Here is a 19,168-nt window from a genome sequence, read left to right on the forward strand (position 1 = left end):
CGCCCTCAGCTATTTTTCTTCTCTTCAAAATCAAACATATTGAGCATACCTTCCATCTGCTCCATTACTCGCTCCATCTCTTTTAACTTATCCAGATTAACTTTAAGTGCCGATTCATATTTAGCATCAAGCTTTTCAGCTAAGGTTGATAATTTCTCTTTTTCATCATCAAGCTTATTTTTCTCTATCTCCAGCGACCACTTATCACCCGCCAAATGCGGTTTTAACAATGCATCAAATTTACTGATCAACCCATCTTTGCCATTAAAGAACTCATTTAATACTCCAGGATCTTTTTCAATGGCGGCTTGTAGCTTTTTATTGTCAACACTCAGTTGACCCTTCTTATCAAAAGTGAAACCAAAATCACTTAATCGTTTTCCATCAATAGGTTCGATAGCCAACCGATTAATTTTAGCCGACAGACCCGAGGTATAAGGATTGGGGTTATCCTTATTATATTTCACCACCTCTTTGATGGCATTATAGGCATCAGCAAACTTCTTCACTTGTGCCTCTGTGGCACCCGTGTCCTGAACAACATTGATCGTTAAGGGGGCGTCACCGGTTTTATGGGCTTGAGTCAGGGTAATTGCGGCATTATTTATCAGGCCATCAAAGGTATTGCTGCTGCTGGCTAGCTCAACCGTGGAGTTCTCACCGCCCAATTTAACTTTGGCATCCTTAGCCTGGGTAATATCCTTTCCGGTAAACAGGTTGGATGCGGTAAACTCTATTTGATTCGCCAGCCCGGTGTTATTACTTTTCAACACCAGCAACTCCTCCCCATTAATCCGGCGGACAGTGGCACTAACCAAATTATCTTTGCTGGTAGCATCACGATTATCTGCATGTTGATTAATGGCATTTGCCAGCTCTGCAACGGTATTAATATTTGAGAAATCAATCGACAGCTGCTGACTCCCCACTTTCAGTCTATGGTCCCCTTTTTCGGCACTGATTTTGCTATTACTTAATCCCTCCAGTGCTATTTCATGGGCACTGGCTAATTGCTCCACAAATAGGCTAACCGAATCGGCTTTAGCATAATGTTTAATTTCAACCGTGGCTATTGCTGGTTGAGTGATGGTGGCTTTACTTTTTACCACGCCACTGCCGTTATCACGAATACTCGCTAACACCCCATTAAATTCGGTTAAGCCAGCTTTGGTTTTCTCAATAAAATCCAGTGCAGTGATATTTTTGCTCTCTTTGCTCTTAAAATTATTAAACTCATAGAGATACTGCTTATTGGTCGCCTGGGTGGCCAGGTCATTCAGATCCATATCAAATAACATATTACCCACTCCTGATTTTTCTTATATCAGTATTAAGCAAAATGCGTGCCAATATTTAATTGTTTGATTTTACTTAATATTTTATAATTAACGGAAATTTATCTTCCCCTCGGGGAAGCGGATACGGGAACCGGGACTAAAAAAATACCGCCATTACAGCGGTATTATTTTCATCATCAATGAGGGTTGATAATTAGTTATTTACGTTAACCAGGGTGTTGATAATGGTTGAGGTGATCTCATAAGACTGTTTCACCGCCGCCATGGCCGTCACGTTGCGCAGTTTAGCCGCCGCGATATTGCTGGTCTCTTCCATATAGTCGGTATCGCGAGTGGCACCAATAGCCTCTTCAGTTTTGTTGATAACCGTAGATTGCATTTCGCTCTGCGCCTGCATGGAATCCATCAGTGCCTGAACTTGTGAGTTCATCTCATCGAATGACAGTGCCAGTCTTTCCAGTGCTACGGTAGCATCCTGAGATTTCACGTTATCTGTGATTTGCAGATTCATTGCGCCGCCATAATCAAAGGCAGGATCATTCTTCAGCGTAGCTAACTCATCTTTGGCAGTAGTCAGTTCGCCTTTAGCCACTGTAGCAATACCCTTAATGGCAGTTACTGTGTCAGCCTTAGCTGCTGTAGTGGCGAAATCAGCGGCATTGTGTGTTTGTGCCGCAAATGACGCGTTAGTAGCAAGTTCAGCATCATCACCCGTCACTGTGGCCGCTGTAAACGTACCCAGACCAGCAAGTGTCACGGCATTAGTAGCCGTGAAAACAGATCGCATGCCCGCATCGAAATTACCAGCGTCCAGCGGTGCTACTAATCCTGCTACTGCTGCTGCTGCATTCACTTCTTGATCCACCAAAGCATCTATTGCACTGTACTTTTCTTCAGCAAGAACAACTTTTTTCAATGCATCATAGTATTTTTTTTCAATGCTGCCAGCATTGCCAGCTTCTAAAGACTTAGTTCCTTTAGCTGAGATACCTTCCATCAGATTCTTCAACTGCTTGCTGAAATTTGCTTCCATTGGCGTGGAGTTTTGTGTGCCGGTCTGGAAGACTAATTTCCCATCCAACTTGCCATCTTTTGCCAGCAACTTCTCACCGTTAAAGGTGGTATTGGTAAAGACGCGCTCTAACTGCTGGCCCAGGCTGCTGAACTCTTCCTGATAGGCGGCACGCTCGGAAACGCCGTTCGCCACGTTAGTTGCCGCAAAGGCTTTCTCTTTCATCTGCGTCAACAGGTCGTTCACTGACTGGAACGCGCCCTGAGCAATACCCAACATGCTGGTGGCTTTCTTGATGTTAGTTTGGCCCACTTTCAAGCCAGAGACCTCACGCGCCATTTTACCGATGATTTGTGTATCCGCCGCAGACAACTGCTTAGTGCCTTTACCCATATTTTGGTGAGAGGCGGACAGTTTAGAGTGAGCTTTATCCATAACCAAGGTGGAGGACATTGCGGTGGTGTTGGTGTTCATTGAAATTGCCATGCTACTTTAACTCCTGAATTCCGATGCTACCTGTTAGCTCCGGTGGTATCAGAAATAAGCGGCACAGTCATAGATGAAATTAAACCTAAGGGTTAATTTTTTCCCAGAGAGATCTTTTTGCTTCTACTTAGATCTATTTCATCTATACATTAGCTATGCATTAGTTATATTGATAACAATGAAGCGCAACAGTAACGGCACAGCAAGCCAAAAAGTTAAATTATTATTTTATAATAGCGATTAATTATTCACTTATTAGCCATGGCATCACACTCCAAGGGAGGCTGGCGGTAATACCCCTAAAATATCACCTACTAATATGTTCAAATAGAGCCTGCCCGGCAGGATAGAAATGAACTTACTAATTTATTGATTATTTTCCCCACTTTAGTTAATAATACCGTCGCCTAAAATGTTGGGGCATTGTGCTTTAGTTTGTTAATTTTCTAGGAAATATTCCTATTAATTAGCCTATTAAACTGAAAAATCTCACCAAAATATTGTAATCGTCTACTGCAACTCTAGGTTATCATGGGTGATTCAGATCATTCTTTATGGATGTGTCAAAAATAAAATATGAAAAACTGCACTTATATAGTGAACAACTGGTCAATTGACCTGAATTCCGGTTTTATTACTCACCGAGAGACGCAAGAACTAAAACGTCTTGGTGAGTATCAATTAAAACTGATCACCGTTTTGCTAGAGCATGTCGGTGAGATTTTATCCCGTGATGAATTAACCAATCTGGTGTGGAAGCGCCGAGTGATTGGTAACAACAGCCTGCCAAATGCTATTCACACCCTGCGTGTGGCGCTGGGAGATGAAAACAAGCAGCAACGTATCATCCAAACTATCCCGAAAATGGGCTATTTATTAGATCCGACATTCTGCGAAATCATTGAAGAGATAACAGCAGAAGAGGTGGCAGAACCCGCTGAACTGTTTGCCAGCTCGACAGCAGTGACAGATCCTATTTCACCACCCAAAATGGATATTATCGCGCCAGTGCCAGATACTCACCAGGATGCATCCCTGGCGGGTCAAGTGCCGATAAGCGGTGAATCTGCCCCCACCACAGAAATAGCGCCATCACCCCCGGTAGCCAATAGTTCCACACCAGCAGTGATACCCATAGTCATCAATAAGCGGCACTTTTTGGGGTGGCAAAATCTGATCATTGCCCTGCTGTTAGCTGCTATTGTTATCGTCAGCTTTAGCTATTTTTCGCGCAATCGCCAAGAGGGGCCGCTATATAGCGCCATCCCACAAGAGCAAGGAATATACAGCAATATTAATATTTTCCAGTTAATCGATACCAATTTATCGCGGCAACCGGATGAAAAACTGAATCAGCGAATAAAGGACACTCTCTATACGCTAAATAAGCAGCTCAAAGATAGCGATATCCATATTGATATTTACTATTACGTATCGCTACGGCGGCTAGATCTCACCTTTATGACAGAGAATAAATGCGTTCAAAATCAGCTAAACATGACGATTTACCACTGGCGGCAAGACAATCAGTTACTGAATAATTTAATTTATCGTGAGATGGAGAGAAAAATTAATGAGATGGATAACTGTCAAAAATAGCGCATTGCTATCCCTATTGGCGCTTTGCCTGTCGCTGGCGGCTTTCGCGGCGTCAGAAACTGAAAAAAAGCAGCCGCTACAGCAGGTTCAGTTAGAGCTAGGCGTCTATGATTTACTCTCGCAGCAGAAAGAGATCTACAATGTGCGGGTTTCTGCCACACAAAGTGGCTACATCACCACGATAACCAATCCAAACGACAATCGGTTTATTTTCAAGGGGAAATTTACCGAGGAAGCAGCAAGATATGGGCAATTAAGTTACAACTACAGCCCCATATTTTTTAATAATCCAACGTCTGGGAAAATGATTGATGGCGTACTGGATTATATTACCCATAACACCATTTTTATGACCTCAATGGTGGTGGAGGGCCGCCCACTCATGGTCGGGCAAAGCGGGATTTTTCTAGGGGAGAAGTAAAGGAGGAGTGAGCGTAATCATGCCTCCTTTACTCTGGTGCCGTCTCAGTTAACGCCTACCCGTTGATGACTCCCCCAGTACATTTTTTACCGTCGACATCTGCAAGTTGCTCATAATATGGCTCATTCTTGTATGAGCGGCATATTGCTGCTGGCTGGTGCGTAATTTTTGCGCCAGCGCTGTCGACGCCGCTAATGCAGATCCGGGCTGCTCGAAACAACTCAGGCTACCAATTTGTGCACGAACCTGGCTTTTGTGCTCATTGATTTGTTGTAGTTGCCCGGTGAGATGCGCCAGTATCCCTTCAAAGGTGCTGTTACTTCCGACTGCATAGGGTTGTTTGATGATGCTCATCAAGCGATTTTCTCGGGTCACTTCAGCCTGCATAGAGAGTGGCTTAAAGCTATCAGCGGCGAAACGCTTTCCTTCACCTTTAACGGTCATATTCTGACTAATACGTGGCCAGCGAGCTTCATCAACAGTAAAGTTTATTTGCCCCTGCTCCCCCACTTTGCCATGGATACCTAAACGCCCCAGCCCCCGATTTAGCTGCAATAGGTTCTGTTCTGGCGAGCCTTTAGAGTGAAAACGCACCGCAACCAATTCACCCGCGTTATCCGCCACAGAGAAAAGTACCGTTTCTGCTTGAGACGATTGCAGCATTTTACGCGCACTGTCTAACGTAAAATTCACCGATGCCACTCGCTCAGGAGTGGCATTAAGCTGGCTATCTATCGTTCCGACTGAATTTTCTACCCGGTTCTGTAGCCAGTGGCCGGTTTTATTCGCTAATTGTCGCACTTCAGTATCAAACTTGCCCTGAATGACGGCGCTGTGTAGTTGCGATATTTGCCGCTCGGTTTCCAACAAATAGTCATCTGCCAGTTGCACCGCCGTTAATTGCTGATTGAGCTGTACGTTGTAGCGCAGTGGGCGGTTGGAAATAAGCGGTGAATCTGGAAAGTCGGGGTGCTCTCTCCGCACACTCTTACTGACTACCCGAGACACCCCTTCATGATAAAATGGCTTCGTGCTCGTAATACTTGCACGACTCCCTTGTAGGCTATTGAGTCCTAACGACATAAAATTTTTAGCTCATATAATTAAAAATAGAGAGTTGTGACATTTTGGCATGCGTCTGCATAGTGCCTTTGATTGCATTCCTATATTGCTCCATTTGCATAAATAACATATATCGCTCAGTTATCTCCATGCCGACCAGATTTTGTCCAAATTTAATATTTGAATCCTTTATCTGTTTCTGCGCAGTTTGCAAAATAGCAAGATTCTCTTTGCGATTGATGAGGTCACCGGAGATACTGTCCAACTGATTGGCCGCCCCCTCAACAGACTTCAACATATTTTGTATATCTGCTGGTGTCGTGGGCGTCACTGGGCCGGTTTTTAATGTGGTACATAGCTCTTTTAAGTCACTGAGCACCTTCATTTTGTCATTTCCAACAGAGAATACTTGATGTAACAGGACAGTATCTTTCTCTGTTACACCATCACCCACAATATTTTCTCGGATTGATTCGTTGCCGTGATAAACATACTGATTTAGAGTTGCATCAAATTCCACGGGCTTAGTGCTGGTGTCTGTTCCTGAATACAGATAGCGCCCCTCCATGTTTTTTTTATTTAACATGGTCACTAATGAATCCATTTTAGATTCAATGCTCTGAACGAAGCTCTTAATGTCATCAGGGCTATTCGTCGTCGGGGCCAGTTGGATTAATGTTTTCTTTATCGAATCTAATAGATTATCCACAGACTCAATATTCGCCTCTTGCAACTCTATATTGCTTTTTACGCTATTTAAGTTTTTTCCATGCTGTTCAATTTTAAGATTTTCACTCTCAACTTGCAAAAATAGAGTGCTGGCGATAGGATCATCCGAAGGTACATCCACCCGCTTTCCGCTGTTAAATTGCTCATTCATTTTATTAATTGTTGCCATGTTATCGGCAACAGAATTTTTTATCATACTGATCTGTGATTGGGTACTGATTCTCATAAGCACGCCCTCTTTAAGCGGTATATTAAAAATTAATTAAAACAGTGCTAATAAGTCAGAGAATAACTTATTACCCATGTTCATCACACGCATGTTTGCTTGATAAAGGCTTTGGTATTGAATGAGACTTTCACCTTCCTCATTCATACTGACACCAGTAACACTTTCACGTTGTGCTGTTGATAATACCATCACATCTTTTGCTGCACTTAATTCGTTCTTGTTTAGCCGGCTTTCAATGCCCATGTCAGATACCAGTGCAATGCAACTATCATCAAGACTCATGCCCCCTAAACCTGTCAAATTTTTACTCTTGGTATTAATTAACTCAATGGCATTTTGGTTATCACCTATTGCTTCACCACGTTTTGCCAATGCTATTTCATCAGGTTTGATATCAGTAATTTGCAATGCGCCCTTTGGGTTGGCGGGATCATAGATAAATAGATCGGCGCCAGAAACTCCATTGAGATCATCCCCTGCATTTAATGTGCGATTAAATTCAGCAGCAAACTCTTCCGCTATCTTATTAATGTTGTCTTTTGTCTCTTTCAACAAGCCAGACTGATAATCATTAATGCCACCCAGTAATGAACCACACGAACTATCAATATCAAAAGTACTGTTGGCAAACTCTAATTGTAACCCAGAAAAGTTACCCGCCGTCGTATTCGACTTGAGAACCGAGGGCAACATCCCATCAACCAATGGCTGACCATCTTGTAAAGTCAAATTCAAATAGCCACGGTCACTATTTGTCACTTTCACATCAATAAGCTGACTCAGTTCTTTTATTTTCTGTTCACGTTTATCTAAAAGTGCATTGGTGTTACCACCAATATAAGTTAACTCTTCAACTTTCTTATTATAGCCAGCGATGTCTTTTGACAAAATGTTAATTTGTTCAATAACAATATCGCGCTGCTTATTAATCATCGTGCTTTGGTCATCAACTTCACGATTTGCATTGGTGAAGCGCATCGTCAATAATTTAGCATCATTAATAAGTTGCTTACGCAGTGATGTACTATCGGGCAAAGTACTTAATGATGACAATGAATTATAAAATTTATCAAACCCGGTGGTTAAGCTGGTGTCACTATTAGCAACGGCTATTTCAAGTTTATCCAGGTAGCTGTTCTTGCTCTCGTAATAGGCATGGTTGCTGATGGCATTCCACTCTTGCCTCACCAAATACTCATCAGATATGCGCTTAATACTATCAACCCGGACACCATCACCTGCATTAAGGTTATCAGATGATGTATGAACGGAGCTTTGTAGCACCTCTTGACGTGAATATCCTTTGGTATGGATATTGGCCAGATTCATAGAAACAGCAGACATGTGAGCCTGTGCTGACTGCATTCCGCTAAATGCGGTCTTAATAAAATTCATTCTCTTCCCTGCCGTAATTATTAAGTGATAATTGCGCTTTAAGACCAACAAGCGGCTATTTTTCAGCCAGACTTAAATAGCCGCCCATTGGTAGGTTATTTATTCCCCAACTGCTGGATCAGCAAGTGAGCAATGCCGCTACTGCGCTGCGAAGCTAAGGTAGAGGCCAGCTTATCGTCGTAAAAATCCCGCATCATGCGCTGTTGCTTGCTGTTGAAAGGGTCGTCATCAGCGGCCAGTGCTTCGGCAGATTTGCGCATTTGCTGTAATAGTGCGCGCATAAATAGCGCCTCAAACTGCACTGCAGCTTGCTCCAGATCTTGTGGCCGCAAATCGCCGGAAAAACTACCCGGCATCACCGGGGCTGAATTATTGATAGCTTCAATCATTGCGTTATTATCCTTAAATCACCACCAGTTCAGCATCCAGCGCACCCGCTTCATGCAAAGCTTGCAGTATCGCCATGATGTCGTCGGGAGAAGCACCTAAGCTATTGATGGTATTGACGATGCTGCGTAAGCGCGTCCCTGTTGGCACCAGCACCATTTGATTGCGCCCTTTGGTGACCTGGATGTCACTCTCTGGTGTCGCCACGGTTTCGCCCGCCCCTAATGGATTGGGCTGGCTGACATTGGTTTTCTCGCGGATACTGACCGTCAAGTTGCCGTGAGAAACCGCCGCCGCACGCACAGTGACACCTTCGCCAATCACCACAGTTCCGGTGCGCGCATTAAACACCACCCGTGGCGATGGCTTGCCCGCATTGATTTGTACGTCCTCCAGCAGTGACATAAACGCCACCCGCGCACCGGCATCCATTGGCGCATTGACCATCACGTTAGTGGCACTTTGCGCTACCGCCGTATTGGCACCGAATGCCCGGTTTAGTGCCAGTGCCACATTGTTGGCCGACTTAAAACTTGGGCGTTTCAGGTTAAGCATCACCTGACTGTTGCTTTGGAAGTCGCTGGGGATCTCGCGCTCAATAGTGCCGCCATTGGGAATGCGCCCCACTGTTGGCGTGTTGACTGTCACGCTAGATCCGCTGTCACCTTCAGCTTTGATGCCACCGACGATCACATTGCCCTGCGCCAAAGCATAGATTTCACCATCAGCACCGCGTAGTTGGGTCAATAGCAGTGTGCCGCCGCGCAGACTTTTGGCATCACCAATGGAGGAGACGGTGATATCAATGGATTGTCCGCGAGCATAGCCGGGCGGCAAGGTGGCGCTGATCGCCACCGCCGCCACATTCTTCACTTTAGGGTCCATTTTCTCCGGCAGTTGCACACCAAACTGGCGCAGCATGTTCGCCATTGACTGGCCGGTGAATTTCACCTGGTTTTTATCGCCGGAACCATCCAGGCCTACCACCAGGCTGTAACCCACCAGTTGGTTGCCGCGCACTCCTTGAATGTCCACCAGCGATCCCAATGGTTGAGCCATGGCCGCGGGTAGGGCGAACCACAAACCCAGTAGCACAAAATAACGTCGTAACATGTTGGCTCCTGCCTAAATAGGAAATAGCGGGTGGTTAAAGAAGCGCGTTAACCATCCGGCTGAGTTGGCGTCACTGAGCGCACCACGACCTGCATAGGAGATGCGGGCATTGGCAATACGTTGAGAAGAGACGGAGTTATCCCGCTCAACATCATCGGCCCTGACCAAACCTGTGACGCGCATATACTCATCACCCTGATTGAGGGTCAGCCATTTTTCGCCACGAATGACCAGTACGCCATTGGGCAAGACCTGATGCACCGCCACGGTAATAGAGCCACGTAACATATTTTGCTGAGCTGAGGTGGCATTACCGTCAAAATTACGTTTACCGGATACTGAGCCACCGAACTTATTCAGTTTTTTCCCCAGAACTTCAGGGACACCCAAGCTCATGTCGTTCTTTTTGCCAAAGTTGGTTTTAGCCTGCTTGCTCGATTGCGTGGATTCATCCAGCTTAACGGTCAAGATGTCACCCACTCGATAAGCACGCCGATCCTGTAACAGCGACCAGTTGTATGCGGGCTGAAACAACCCGCCTCCCTCTTTTATCGTGGTTGGCTGTACCACATTGACTGGGGGTGCAAAAGCCGCATCGTCTTTATGCACCAACAACGCTGGGGATTCACACCCAGTCAATGCCAGCACCACCGGTATTAATCGTAAAAACCTTTTCATTCATCATTCACTTTTTAACGGAGGATGCTGACGGTTACAGCTTCTGAGTCACAAATTTCAGCATGTCGTCAGCGGCAGAGACCATTTTGGCGTTCATCTCATAGGCCCTCTGTACGGTGATCATATCGACCATCTCCTCAACCACTTGCACGTTCGACCCCTCCAGTGAGCCATGTTCCAACTGACCAAAGGCCTCTTCGCCCGCGACCCCTTCCACCGCAACACCGCTGGCAACAGTCTCTTTATAGAGGTTGCCGCCCACGGCCTCCAGGCCGGCCGGATTAATAAAATTAACCAGGGTAATTTGCCCCAGTTCGACCGGCTCCGTCTCCCCACCAACGCGGGCGCTCACCGTGCCGTCTTTGCCGATGGTCAGATCCTTGGCACCAGCAGGCATTTCGATTTGTGGGATCAGTGGCATACCTTGCGCATTAGTCAGGACGCCATCGGCATTGATCGATAAATTACCGGCACGGGTATAGGCCAGGCCGCCATCGGCGGTTTCAATCTGGAAGAAGCCCTGACCGGCGATCGCCACATCAAATTCACCTTTGGTGACCTTGATATTGCCGATAGTGAACTGTTTTTGAGTACCGACCACTTTGACGCCACTACCAAACTGAATACCATTCGGTGTGGCATTGTTTTGATCCAGCGGTGCGCCGGGAGTGCGTTGGTTTTGGTAGAACAGATCTTCAAACACCACACGGTCACGTTTAAAACCGTCGGTATTGACGTTAGCCAGGTTGTTCGAGATGGCATTCATCTTGGCATCTTGTGCCGCCAAACCGGTTTTACTGACCCATAAGGCTGGATTCATTATTGCTGCTCCCTAATTTTCATATCCATAAAATAAGTTTGTGCGGTCGCTGTGGTAGCTAAGGCCACCATTAGCTACCACGAATCATTCGGTTACCCGTTTGGGCCAGATCTTCGGCCACTTTCATCATTTTGATCTGCGCCTCAAACTGGCGGCTGAGGGCAATGCTGGCGGTCATCTCACTGATGGCAGAGATATTGCTGCTTTCCAGATGTCGGCTCACCAGTTGCACACTCTCATCGCGTGGTGCTGCACCACGGCGGTTTACCAGTAAGCCACGGTTATTTTTAGTGAGCTGATTGGTCGGAATATCCACCAGTTTGATGCGCTCAACCTCCGCCGGCACCTTGATCCCCCCCTCCTGCGGAATGATGGCAATAGTGCCGTCATCGGCCACAGATAATGAGGAGTAAGGCGGTAACACGATCGGGCCACCATCACCCAATACCGGCAAGCCATTGATGGTCAAATCACCGTCAGGGCCAACACTCATCTGACCGTTGCGGGTATACACTTCACGACCACCACTGAGCACGGCAATCAGCCCGCTGTCTTTAATGGCGACATCAAGATCACGGCCGGTTTCCTGCAAACTGCCGGTGGTCATATCGACGCCCGCCATTTGGCTGAATACCGCCACGCGGCTGTTATAGCCACTGCCCGGAACGGGCGTCGCGGTGGCACGCTCCAGATCAGCGCGGAACCCTTGGGTATTAACATTCGCCAGATTATTGGCGTGAATTTGCTGCTGCATCAGGCTGCGGTTAGCGCCACTGACGGCGGTGTAGATAAGCTTATCCATTACAGCACCTGGAACAGTGCATTCATCATGCTGTCATTGGTGCTGATGATTTTGGTATTCGCCTGATAGTTACGTTGTGCGGTCATCAAGCCAACCAATTCGGCGGTTAAATCCACATTGGACGACTCCAATGCCCCGGCTTCGACGTTACCTAGCAAGCCCGTCCCCGGCGCCCCTAGCAGGGCTGCGCCAGATTTGCCGGTTTCACTCCAACTGGTGCCATTTTTAGTGGCCAGGCCATTTGGATTGGCAAAGTTCGCCAGTACCAGCTTGCCTTGCAGCATTCTTTCGCCATTGCTGAAAGTGGCATATAGCGAACCATCACTCTCAATGCGCTCACCATTTTTGCTACCGGCGGTATAGCCATCACTTTTATTTTTAGTGGCGATAAAAGCACCATTGAATTGCGTGCTGCCGCTGTAATTGATATCAATGCTGTAAGCTGCCGCCCCCGTAGGGGAGAAGTTACCGCTAAGGGCTGTTTTTTGGGCCGTCGCAGGATCTAGCACGCCATGCTGATCGAATTCTAAAGTATGTGCTGTACCCACCCGCACACTGTCGACGGTGTATTCCACCTTCCACTCACCCGCCGCCTGCTTAATAAAATATTGGCTCAGCGCATGTTCACGGCCTAATGAGTCATAAATCGTCGAGGTCGTACTGAAGTTAAAACTGTTACTGTCGGTAGGGGAAAAGACTGCAGTAGTGGGCACATTGGCTGTAGCTTGAATATTTGCCATCAGTTCCAGTTTGCTGGACGCTTTGGCAGGAATGCCGGCACTGTTGACCTGTAAATCGGTAATGATACCGGTTTGTAAATTCCCTAAGGCATCCGCCGGATAGCCCTGTAATTTCAGGCCAGCCGAGTTGACCAACTTGCCGTTATTATCGGTATCAAACGCACCAGCACGGGTGTACGCCGTGTCACCAGCACTGTCTTTCACCACAAAGAAACCGCCGCCAGAAATAGCCAGGTCCATGGCTTTGTCAGTGCGGTTGATTGACCCCTCTTTACTGATACTTTGTGATACACCAGTCACTGCGACACCTAATGGCTGAGACTGTGCATACATAGATCCAAACTCCGTCCGACTCGATTTGTACCCTTTGGTGGCCGAGTTGGCGATATTATTACTGATGGTATTTAACTGTTCGGTCACGGCACTCAGACCGGTATTGGCAATACTGAAGCTCATAATAAATTTCTCTTATGAATTAATTGGTTAAATTTAGCGTTACGACGTTGGGTCAAATCCCAAACTGTTTTATTTTGCTGTAGGGCACATCACCCACACCGGCGACGTTCAATTGCGCCATCCCACCCTGCTGTGGAATACGCGCACTGCTAACCACACCAGCCAACTCCAGCGGAATAAATTTTTCCCCACTGCTGCTCTCGGCACTAATGTGATATTTGCCCGGTTTGAGATTCTCTTTAGCGGGATTGATGGTGAAATTGACGTTACCGGCAGGTCGCTCGCCTATATTGATTTGATGCTCCTGCCCCATTGCGTCGGTCAGATAAATCATCACGTTGCTGGCGGCATGTTGTAACTGCAGTCGCCCACTTTGATTCTCTTTACCCAATGTCAGGGTGCTGCTTTCAACCATCACCTGCTGCCCCACCAGATTGGCGGTCGCCATGGCCTGCATTCTCTCCATCTGCACCGTATTGTTTTTAAGCATTTTGGCCATGTTTTCGGTGGATTGAACCTGCGAAAGCTGCGCCATCTGGCTGACGAACTCGGTGCCATCGGTAGGGTTCAGTGGATCCTGATTCTGGATCTGCGCCACTAATAACGTCATAAACTGATTATTAAGCTGTTCGCCATTTATCATCCCGCCCTCAGGCGTTAATGGATTGTGACTACCGCTGCTAAGTAAACTTTTGCTGTCATTAACATTCATGCTTAACGCTCTCCTAGCCTTAATACACTCTGCTGCATACTTTTTACACTGTTGAGGACTTCAACATTGGTTTCAAAGCTGCGTGATGCCGACATCATGTCAGCCATTTCCGCCACCACATTCACAGCCGGATAAAAGAGATAACCCTGCGGGTTAGCCAGTGGGTGATTTGGTTCATAACGCTGTACCGAACCGCCGGTTTCAACCACGTCCAACACTTGTACCTGAGCACCATGCAAACCACGGGGGTTGGCTGCGCTGCGGGAGGGATAAACTGCCGAGAATACCGGGCTGCGGGCCTTGTAAACATTCGCCGCCGAAGTGGCGGGTGACTCTGCATTTGCCAAATTACTGGCGATGGTATTGAGTCTGATCGTTTGGGCGGTCATGGCAGAGCCTGATACCCGATAAATATTGTTAAATGACATCCTTATTTCCCTTCAATCGCTTGTTTCAAACCGGCCAGTTTCATATTGAGAAATGACAAACTTGTTTGATAATCAAGGGTATTTTTTGAAAATTCTGCCTGCTCAACATTCAATGCCACTGTGTTGCCATCTTGTGATGGCTGATAGGGCAGCCGGTATTTCATTTGAGGTGATAGCAGCTGTGCTGACACCACTCCCCCCTGTTTTGCTCGTTGCATTTCAGCGGCAAAATCAATATCTTTAGCCTGAAAATTTGGCGTATTCACATTCGCTAAGTTGGCCGATAGCAGCTCTGCTCTGGTAAGTCGAAGCTGCATCGCCGCAGGGTGTATCCCTAACGATTTCTGAAAGTTAATGCCCACAAAATACGTCCTGATTTGATGTTAAAACGCGATGATTGCACGAAATCACACTCAATAATGCAAACAACGTGCCAGGTTTATAACATCATGAATAGTATTGTTTTTTACTTATTTTCACTTCCTAAAGGGAAATATTTCTTCCCTTTATCAAAACCTTTTTTCATCCGCCCCCTATGTGGGCTGTTCTCCCTTTGCATTGGCCTTATTTCGCTCTCTTCGGGTACGGCTTACAGTGCTGAAATAAGCGCTCGAAAGCAGATTTATGCGCAAGCATTGCAAGCTGCCAGCGCCGATATCAGCCAAACCGCCAAAAACAAAAACTGGCAGGGCTATAACGTAAAAATGAATATTTTTATTCCGACAGAAGGGAGCAAAAATAAAACCTGCCTCAATGAGCTAACAGTGGCAGCGCCGCTGAATGGGCAGCGTGATTTATCGCGTTTGCGCTATGACATTAGCTGCCGTGATGGCGTGGGCTGGGAAGTGGCGGTGACTGTAAAACCTGATATTTATCTGCCAGTATGGGTGGCGAAAAAACCCCTTGAGCGGGGGATAGTGGTGGCACCGAGTGATATTGAATTGAAGAAAAAGAACATTGCGACCACCCAGAGTGGCTACATCACTAACCCAGACGAGATACTCGGTTTCACCGTCAAACGCCGCATCCGCCCCCTGCAAGTGGTTATTCCCTCGCAATTGGAACAGCCGGTTTTAGTCACCCGAGGTCAGCAGGTGCTAATGATTGCCGAGCAAGATGGCATTGAAGCGAAAATGCTCGGCGAGGCGCTAAAAAATGGCCGCAAAGGTGAACTGATCAAAGTGAAAAATCTTAGTAGCCAACGGACCGTCACTGCGATGGTCGATGATATTGGCAAGGTCAGGATGCTTGGTATTTGACCACAATAAGTTAATTTTTAACCCGGCTGTGACGCTATATCAGGTTGTGGATACCGATACTCAGAATAATTCGACAGACTTGGATCCACAGCCCATTAACTGACGATAAGGTGACTTTATATGGAAATTAATGCACATCGGCGGCAGGCGGTAGTTGCCACGCCAACCGCCACAACAGAAAACTCCCAGGTTATTCAGCCTATTGCCCCCGTTAAGGCCATGGCAAATACTCCGCAACATGGAACCGTAGCGGGTGAATTGCACGCCAAATTACAAGCGATGCCGGACATTGATAGCGAACGAGTTGCTGCCATCAAAGCCGATATTCAGGCTGGGAAAATCAAGCTGAATACCGCAGAAATTGCCAAGGCGATGCTCAATTTCCACAGGAGTTAACGGAACCATGGGACCCACCCAGAATATTCAGCAGCAGAACAACGTGAAGCAGTTGTTGGTTGCAATCCAGGAAGACCGCAAACGCTATATTGCGTTGGAAAAGCTGCTGATAAAGCAACGGGAGCTGATGATTAACCGTGATATTGAAGCTCTGAATGCGCTCAATTTACAGTTGACGGAGCTGTATAATATGATTGATAAAACAGCCAGTGAGCGCAGGATGTTAATGCAGGAGCTAGAATTACCTGCTCATAAGGAGGGGATGCACTTATTGTTATCACGTTTGCCGACACATTATCGCGAACACGCTGGTGCACTATGGGCTGATCTTCACTTACGGGCTGATGCTTGCCGCCAGCAAAATCACCATAATGGTATGTTGCTTACTATGCAGATGAATATCTTGTCCTCTTTGACGGAGAGCCATTCAGATTTTCTTTATGCAGGTTAACTCGCTGTTTTTACTTTTATTATTAAGGCTGTGCAATTACTCTTAACACAATTATTTTAGGTAACACAACTATTTTAGGTTTTATGAGATACACTCATCCGATCAAAAAATCGCCATAGACTCTTTTATGCTATGGCGATTTTTTATTGGGTTAATAACTGGCTTAGTGATTGGGATCTAATCAAGTTTCACTGCCTCCCCCGCTGCCAACACTGTGCCGCCAAACTGTCAGTGATTTTCTGCTCACGCCGCCCTTGCTCCAGTTGGCAGAATTGCTGCTGCTGCTCTAGCACCACAGCGACAATTTTTTCCCGACAGGCCTGTCGCTGCAACTGAACCTGTAGCTTGTCCGCTTCAATATCCGCCAGTATCTGCTCCTGTTTTTGCCAATCAATGACACGCTGAATATGGCGCTTATAGTGCGCATTATTGACCATCTGCAAAGCGCCGAAGGTCGGGGGAGTCTCTAGGTCGGTGGTTGATGGAAAGCGCGTTAACGAAGTGAGTGCATTGATATTATTCTGATAGCGCTGACACAACCGTTTTTGTTGTGCCAGTTGACTGGTGGCCTGATTGAGCGCCCGCTGGCGTAGCTGCTGTAACTGCTGCAAGGTTTTAACCATCCGTTGTTCACTCATAGCCTACCTCAGATTGCGGGTACAACCTATTTAGCTGTTCCAGCGTTGCCGGGAACAGCGCCGGTTGATCCACTTCCTGGCGTAGGAAATCAGTGATCGCCGGATAGTACTGCACGGCCCGATCAGCCATAGGATCTGCACCGGGCACATAGCCACCCAGCGGGATCAAGGGTTTAATCTCCATATAATCGGCGTAACTCTGTTTCAATAAGCGGGCAGATATTATCTGTTCGCGTGAGGTAATTTGGTTCATACAACGGCTGATCGATTGCCCAATATCAATGGCAGGATAGTGCCCCGCCTCAGCCAATTTCCGGGTTAATACAATGTGGCCATCCAATACCGCTCTGGCACAATCGACGATCGGATCTTGCTGATCATCCCCTTCCGCCAGCACAGTATAAATGGCGGTCATGGTGCCGCTGCCATGGCTGTTTCCGGCACTTTCTGCCAGTCGGGGAATAATGCTGAAAGCAGAGGGCGGGTAACCTTTGGTGGCGGGAGGTTCCCCCAATGACAGGGCAATCTCCCGCTGGGCCATGGCATAACGGGTCAGTGAATCCACCAGCAACAGCACATCTTTGCCTTTATCGCGATAATAAGTGGCGATGGCGTGGCACAGTTCGGTGGCTTTCATGCGCATCAGTGGAGACTCATCTGCCGGTGCGGCGATCACGACCGATTTTGCCATGCCGCTGGCCTGCAACGAATGCTCGATAAACTCCTTCACCTCGCGACCACGTTCGCCAATCAGCCCGACCACCACCACATCCGCTTGGGTGTAACGGGTTATCATGCCAAGCAGCATACTTTTACCCACGCCACTGCCTGCCATCAATCCCACCCGCTGCCCTTTGCCAATGGTGAGCAACCCGTTGATCGCTTTAACCCCCACATCTAAAGGCTCGCTAACAGGTTGGCGCTGCAAGGGGTGGATTTGCGGCAGATGTTGCTGCAATGGCGTATCCCCCCCCAATGCCCCTTTATCATCAATCGCTTCGCCTAAGCCATTCACCACCCGACCAAGCCAGCTATCACCGATCAGCAGTTCGCCGTCCTGTTCACAGGGGAATACCCGTGCGCCGCCGATCAAGCCATCGGGTGACTTAAAGGGCATTAGATAGGTTACTTCCCGGTCAAAACCAACAACTTGCGCATCAATAAAAGTCTCTTCAGCACTCTCGATGCGGCAACGCTGCCCAATAGCCAGCCGGCAGCCGACACTTTCCAATAAAATGCCATTCACCCGCACCAGTCGGCCAGCAACTCTGGCGAGACTAATGTTATCAATGGATTTCAGCGCGTTATGAAGTGCCGCTAACTCACTCATCTGTTTGATCCGACTGGTTATCTTGATCCGGCAGTAAGCTGTTCTTTAGGGCATCAACGCATTGATCCAAACGGTGCTGACAACCGACATCAATTTCTGTGGTGTCAGTCACCACCCGGCACTCACCGCTGGCCATCTCTGCATCCGCCACCAAGCCCCACTCTTTCACCTTTTCCGGCGCCACATCATTGATACGGCCAAATTCGGTAGGATTAAGGTACACTTTCAGTTGTGTCGGAGCGGCGGGTTGGGCCATCAGCGCCTCTTCAACCAGCGCCAGTAACTGTGCCGGTTGCAGGGCCAGTTCGCAGCGAATGACCTGACGAGTCACTTTTTCCACCAATTGCAGCAGCTCATCGCGGCGGCGGGTTTCATAAGTGCGCAAATGATCATGCATCTTCGCGACATAACCGGTGAATGGTTCGATAGCCTCATTAAAGCGGCTGCTTTCAGATTGACGCCCCTCGATCCGCCCTTTTTTTAGCCCCTCTTCATGACCGAGGCGAACCCCCTCCTGGTATCCCTCCTCTTTGCCATCGGTCAGCCCCTTATTAAACCCCTGACTGACCCCCTCCTGAAAACCCGCCATCAGCTGCTTTTGGTATGATGCCGGATCCAGGGCTAACAGATCATCAGAGGGTAGGTTTTGGCGGATTTTACGTAATGGCGGGAACTGATGAACCCGCACTTTCATACCACTGGTACGTAGGCTGCTTTTTGTCGACAT

General features: G+C 47.4%; 22 protein-coding genes. 5 read left to right on the top strand and 17 right to left on the bottom strand.

Annotation, left to right across the window (positions count from 1 at the left end; translation table 11 throughout):
* Positions 1-5: 5 nt before the first annotated feature.
* On the bottom strand, positions 6-1,298 hold the full coding sequence (gene fliD / locus AACW11_RS05810; protein ID WP_212584024.1) for a flagellar filament capping protein FliD: 1,293 nt from the start codon (positions 1,296-1,298) through the stop codon (positions 6-8).
* 193 nt (positions 1,299-1,491) lie between these two features.
* Positions 1,492-2,796, bottom strand: coding sequence for a flagellin (locus tag AACW11_RS05815; protein ID WP_212584025.1), 1,305 nt, complete (start codon positions 2,794-2,796; stop codon positions 1,492-1,494).
* A gap of 576 nt (positions 2,797-3,372) precedes the next feature.
* Between AACW11_RS05815 and AACW11_RS05820 the strand changes: the two genes are divergently transcribed.
* On the top strand, positions 3,373-4,395 hold the full coding sequence (locus tag AACW11_RS05820; RefSeq protein ID WP_212584026.1) for a transcriptional regulator: 1,023 nt from the start codon (positions 3,373-3,375) through the stop codon (positions 4,393-4,395).
* Entirely contained in the window at positions 4,370-4,816 is a 447-nt protein-coding gene (locus AACW11_RS05825; protein WP_212584027.1) for a hypothetical protein, read from the top strand. Before AACW11_RS05820 ends, AACW11_RS05825 begins: the two co-directional genes overlap by 26 nt.
* A gap of 48 nt (positions 4,817-4,864) precedes the next feature.
* Here AACW11_RS05825 and AACW11_RS05830 read toward each other — a convergent pair whose 3' ends face one another.
* The 12 genes from AACW11_RS05830 to flgB all read right to left on the bottom strand — a co-directional run bounded on the left by AACW11_RS05830 (position 4,865) and on the right by flgB (position 14,729).
* On the bottom strand, positions 4,865-5,899 hold the full coding sequence (locus tag AACW11_RS05830) for a flagellar hook-associated protein (protein WP_212584028.1): 1,035 nt from the start codon (positions 5,897-5,899) through the stop codon (positions 4,865-4,867).
* 7 nt (positions 5,900-5,906) lie between these two features.
* Positions 5,907-6,833, bottom strand: a complete 927-nt coding sequence (locus AACW11_RS05835; RefSeq protein ID WP_212584029.1) for a flagellin N-terminal helical domain-containing protein — start codon at positions 6,831-6,833, stop codon at positions 5,907-5,909.
* Positions 6,834-6,869: 36 nt separating this feature from the next.
* Complete coding sequence (gene flgK / locus AACW11_RS05840; protein WP_212584030.1) at positions 6,870-8,231, bottom strand: flagellar hook-associated protein FlgK; 1,362 nt, start codon at positions 8,229-8,231, stop codon at positions 6,870-6,872.
* Positions 8,232-8,326: 95 nt separating this feature from the next.
* On the bottom strand, positions 8,327-8,620 hold the full coding sequence (locus AACW11_RS05845; RefSeq protein WP_212584031.1) for a rod-binding protein: 294 nt from the start codon (positions 8,618-8,620) through the stop codon (positions 8,327-8,329).
* A gap of 13 nt (positions 8,621-8,633) precedes the next feature.
* Positions 8,634-9,731: a flagellar basal body P-ring protein FlgI gene (locus AACW11_RS05850; RefSeq protein WP_212584032.1), complete on the bottom strand. Its 1,098-nt coding sequence runs from the start codon at positions 9,729-9,731 to the stop codon at positions 8,634-8,636.
* Between the two features lie 12 nt (positions 9,732-9,743).
* A complete protein-coding gene (gene flgH, locus AACW11_RS05855) occupies positions 9,744-10,409 on the bottom strand; it encodes a flagellar basal body L-ring protein FlgH (protein WP_212584033.1) in 666 nt (221 codons plus the stop codon).
* 34 nt (positions 10,410-10,443) lie between these two features.
* Positions 10,444-11,229 carry a flagellar basal-body rod protein FlgG gene (gene flgG, locus AACW11_RS05860; RefSeq protein ID WP_212584034.1) on the bottom strand — a complete coding sequence of 262 codons (786 nt, stop codon included), beginning with the start codon at positions 11,227-11,229 and terminating at the stop codon, positions 10,444-10,446.
* Positions 11,230-11,299: 70 nt separating this feature from the next.
* Positions 11,300-12,031 (bottom strand): flagellar basal-body rod protein FlgF, encoded by a 732-nt coding sequence (gene flgF, locus AACW11_RS05865; protein ID WP_212584035.1) that lies wholly within the window; start codon positions 12,029-12,031, stop codon positions 11,300-11,302.
* Complete coding sequence (flgE, locus tag AACW11_RS05870) at positions 12,031-13,227, bottom strand: flagellar hook protein FlgE (RefSeq protein WP_212584036.1); 1,197 nt, start codon at positions 13,225-13,227, stop codon at positions 12,031-12,033. Before flgE ends, flgF begins: the two co-directional genes overlap by 1 nt.
* A gap of 52 nt (positions 13,228-13,279) precedes the next feature.
* On the bottom strand, positions 13,280-13,939 hold the full coding sequence (flgD, locus tag AACW11_RS05875) for a flagellar hook assembly protein FlgD (protein WP_212584037.1): 660 nt from the start codon (positions 13,937-13,939) through the stop codon (positions 13,280-13,282).
* A gap of 2 nt (positions 13,940-13,941) precedes the next feature.
* Positions 13,942-14,367 carry a flagellar basal body rod protein FlgC gene (gene flgC / locus AACW11_RS05880; protein ID WP_212584038.1) on the bottom strand — a complete coding sequence of 142 codons (426 nt, stop codon included), beginning with the start codon at positions 14,365-14,367 and terminating at the stop codon, positions 13,942-13,944.
* Positions 14,368-14,369: 2 nt separating this feature from the next.
* The gene (flgB, locus tag AACW11_RS05885; RefSeq protein WP_212584039.1) at positions 14,370-14,729 is read right to left on the bottom strand and encodes a flagellar basal body rod protein FlgB; all 360 of its coding nucleotides are present in this window, start codon (positions 14,727-14,729) and stop codon (positions 14,370-14,372) included.
* 57 nt (positions 14,730-14,786) lie between these two features.
* On the opposite strand from flgB, the gene flgA reads away from it, so the two are divergent.
* The 3 genes from flgA to flgN all read left to right on the top strand — a co-directional run bounded on the left by flgA (position 14,787) and on the right by flgN (position 16,473).
* On the top strand, positions 14,787-15,626 hold the full coding sequence (gene flgA, locus AACW11_RS05890; RefSeq protein ID WP_212584040.1) for a flagellar basal body P-ring formation chaperone FlgA: 840 nt from the start codon (positions 14,787-14,789) through the stop codon (positions 15,624-15,626).
* 120 nt (positions 15,627-15,746) lie between these two features.
* Positions 15,747-16,022 carry a flagellar biosynthesis anti-sigma factor FlgM gene (gene flgM, locus AACW11_RS05895; RefSeq protein WP_212584041.1) on the top strand — a complete coding sequence of 92 codons (276 nt, stop codon included), beginning with the start codon at positions 15,747-15,749 and terminating at the stop codon, positions 16,020-16,022.
* Between the two features lie 7 nt (positions 16,023-16,029).
* Positions 16,030-16,473, top strand: a complete 444-nt coding sequence (gene flgN / locus AACW11_RS05900) for a flagellar protein FlgN (RefSeq protein WP_212584042.1) — start codon at positions 16,030-16,032, stop codon at positions 16,471-16,473.
* Between the two features lie 188 nt (positions 16,474-16,661).
* Here flgN and fliJ read toward each other — a convergent pair whose 3' ends face one another.
* The 3 genes from fliJ to fliH are packed head-to-tail and all read right to left on the bottom strand — an operon-like array spanning position 16,662 to position 19,168.
* Positions 16,662-17,111, bottom strand: coding sequence for a flagellar export protein FliJ (gene fliJ / locus AACW11_RS05905; protein ID WP_212584043.1), 450 nt, complete (start codon positions 17,109-17,111; stop codon positions 16,662-16,664).
* On the bottom strand, positions 17,104-18,441 hold the full coding sequence (fliI, locus tag AACW11_RS05910) for a flagellar protein export ATPase FliI (RefSeq protein WP_212584044.1): 1,338 nt from the start codon (positions 18,439-18,441) through the stop codon (positions 17,104-17,106). The genes fliJ and fliI overlap by 8 nt, the downstream gene beginning before the upstream one ends.
* The gene (fliH, locus tag AACW11_RS05915; protein WP_212584045.1) at positions 18,434-19,168 is read right to left on the bottom strand and encodes a flagellar assembly protein FliH; all 735 of its coding nucleotides are present in this window, start codon (positions 19,166-19,168) and stop codon (positions 18,434-18,436) included. Before fliH ends, fliI begins: the two co-directional genes overlap by 8 nt.

This window comes from Yersinia sp. Marseille-Q3913 (genome assembly GCF_963892745.1).
Classification (GTDB): Bacteria; Pseudomonadota; Gammaproteobacteria; order Enterobacterales; family Enterobacteriaceae; genus Yersinia; species Yersinia bercovieri.